The following is a 3,000-nucleotide window of genomic DNA, read 5'->3' on the forward strand; positions in this document are numbered from 1 at the left end:
ATATGGTGGTTATAGTGGTTCCAGGGGTGTTTGCTGAAGACGTGGTCGATGACTGTATAAGCAATGGCACCAAAAACATAATTATCATTTCAGCTGGCTTTGGCGAGATTGGTAAATTAGAACTCGAAAAAAGACCGAGCAGGCAAGAGGTGCTTAAGAAAGTGCCGGAAAAACTAAGAGAACCTCTTGTTGAGATGCGTAATCAAATTGATGCGCTTTCTAAAGAAATGATTCGTGAAGGGTTAGTAGAGGGAGATTTGGCTGCTAAAATAACAGATAATCTTGGATATTATTTAACTCGTACTTATCGTGTTCACAATGATAAAAAATGGACGTTAGAAAATGTGCCTGTTGAGGTTAAGAACAGGGCTATTAATACCATAAGAAAAGAATTTCCTAATCTGACAGAAGATCAATTAGAAGGACAGCTTGAAAGACTTCTCATTGAACAAGATATGCCACTACAAACACTTAATTCAGGCAAGAAGCTTGGGCAAAAAGATTTAGGCATATTAAAGAAGCGTGTATTAGAGGATAAATCAATACGTGATTTACTTGGGGAATATAAAGATCCTCTATATAATTATTCCAATTCTGTTGCTAAGATGTCAGAGCTTTTGATCTATAAAAAGAATGGTGGCAAAATATATGATTTGGTAATGGAATAAAAGAAAAGAAAAGAAAAAACTAAAGGACAGCGGATACAGAAAGAACTATTGTCAGATTTAAAAAAGAGAGCTACTGGATATGAGGATGTGTGGAATAGTAATCTGACAGCTATTACGAAGGGACGAAAGACTGGGTTGTATAAAGCATTAAGGAAAAAGATAGGAAACTGCGGATAAAAAGATCAGGTAGTGCGGATTCTTTTTTAAAAACTCAAATTCCAATCAATTCAATTTTACCTTTTCAACCAATTTCCAATGGATGTCAAGGGCGAGCTTTAGCTCGTTTATCGAAGGCAACGCCGTAGACCCTTTATATCCAAACATTAAATCATCCTTTTGTTCATGGGCATACACATATGCCCGTCTGCTTTCCGGCGAGGACAGGGTTTGGGACGGCGTCCCAAGGTTTGGCTTTATATTTGTTTTTTTTATTTGAATCTTGGCAACAGACTAATTGTGGTGATAAGTGCAAAGCTACTAAAGAAAATTCTTCATTGAGAGCAAATGATATGTATGCTATAATGTTTTATCGACTAAATTAACAATATGTCGATGTCTTGAAAATATCAAGGTGTTGTCTTTGCATCTTTTCCCTACAGTAAATTGACTCAATCAAAAATACTCTAACTTGAGTTTCCGCAAAATGCAATAAATATAGTCAAAAAACTTTAGTAACCACTCAAAGCTTAGATTTTTATTGAAATATACTTTTGTTAACTCAAAAAAACATAAAAAGTGCAACACAAATAGACCTCAGTAGAACTGATTTTTTAGTATGATTATTAAGTTACAACTTAGTCACAAATCCAAGCAAAGCTGTCGCCATTTTTGTCGAGTCGGTTTAAACCATAATCGGACGCCTTCTCTTGCGTAAGAAAGAATACTGGCAATCCCTTTTGATATTCGATAATAATGAAAATGCACTTTTTTCTTAATAGGATTAGCAGTTTCAATAATTGCAACCTTTAATTCATTTGTTTCAGCCTTTTCTGTTATCTTAGCTAGAAAAGCCATACAAAGTGTAATATAAAAATTCAGAGCATTAATGGCTGAAAGTTTTCTTACACGAAAGTTCTCAAATTGAAATATTTGTTTCTTGCTACGAAAATATTCCTCAATGCGCCACCTGCCAAAGTACAGCTTTGCTATGTTAATTACATCTTCTTTTGACTTAATTTCCTTGTTGGTTACCAACATCATAGGATGTTTGGTAATACCGTATACCAGAACAAGATAAATATCTTTTCTAGATGCTGTGATTTGGACTTTGATATGTGAAAGATATGCATTATGTTCTTCACCTTTGTAAAACAAAGGCATTTTAATTTTACCCTTACGTCGATTGCAAAGCTCTGTAGCTTTGGTCCATTTATTGTGATAAAGTAACTTTCTTTTGGATGTTAAACGGATTACATAGTCCTGATTTAGTTCATCTAACTTTAAGAACATTTTGTTGTTATCATATCCTCTATCCATAACATAAGTGGCTTTGTTAAATAATTTTGCACCATGTTCCATAGCTGTAAATGTGATAGAATTGTTAGACTTAAAATTCTTTTGAGTAGATGAATGAATTTTAGAAAAGAAACTTATTGGATGGTTACTTTTATTCAAGACACATGCTTCTGTAACATGATATCCTTTTTTATAAATACTTTTGGATTTCGTGCTCTCAGAACCATCACGTACAGTACCTAAAGCTTCAAACATATATCCATTTGGTTTAGTTATATCAGAATCATCTATGTGGATTATTGGCTTGGAAGGAACCTGATTACAAATCATTTTAAGATAGTTCTTTTGAGTATCTTTAGGTGTTCCTTTAAGAAGATGTCTAGATAGACGTTCAACAGTATTTTTCTTTTTAATTTTTTCATGAAGCTTATCAACTACATCTGTAAGCAAACAACTTTTAGCTGCAAGCATACCGTAAGTCATGTCAGCGATAAATTTACGATCAGGCTTTGATAAATTTTTTGAAATATTGTTTGAAAAATTTATAATTTCACGTTTCATTGTATAGGTATTTGTTGTAGAATTAGTCATAAGGAATCCCTTTCTTTATTGTTTAGTGTAGATTTTGTTTGATAACTTAATTCTACTACAAAAAGGACGTGGATTCCTTATATTTTGGGCATTTAATTAAATCTGTTCATAACCACAATGGTTATTTTACTAAGTTGTGGATAAAATACGGAAACTCAAGTTGGTTTTGGTATTGTATTAATAACAGTAAATGAGTTATAATTGATTGCATAACAATGACTTCCTTTCCGTGGATAATTTGGTTTTTGCGATTCAATTATAACACGAAAAAAGGGGGGGTCATTGT

General features: G+C 33.0%; 2 protein-coding genes. One reads left to right on the top strand and one right to left on the bottom strand.

The genetic code is table 11. From position 1 onward, the window contains the following. Positions 1-668 (top strand): hypothetical protein (locus LCF60_RS24080; protein ID WP_292295061.1); only part of this gene is annotated, 668 nt, incomplete at its 5' end. 798 nt (positions 669-1,466) lie between these two features. Here LCF60_RS24080 and LCF60_RS24085 read toward each other — a convergent pair. After that, positions 1,467-2,714: a transposase gene (locus LCF60_RS24085; RefSeq protein WP_292295062.1), complete on the bottom strand. Its 1,248-nt coding sequence runs from the start codon at positions 2,712-2,714 to the stop codon at positions 1,467-1,469. Positions 2,715-3,000: the final 286 nt, after the last annotated feature.

The sequence above is a fragment of the Marivita sp. genome, from assembly GCF_020055635.1.
Lineage (GTDB): Bacteria > Pseudomonadota > Alphaproteobacteria > Rhodobacterales > Rhodobacteraceae > Marivita.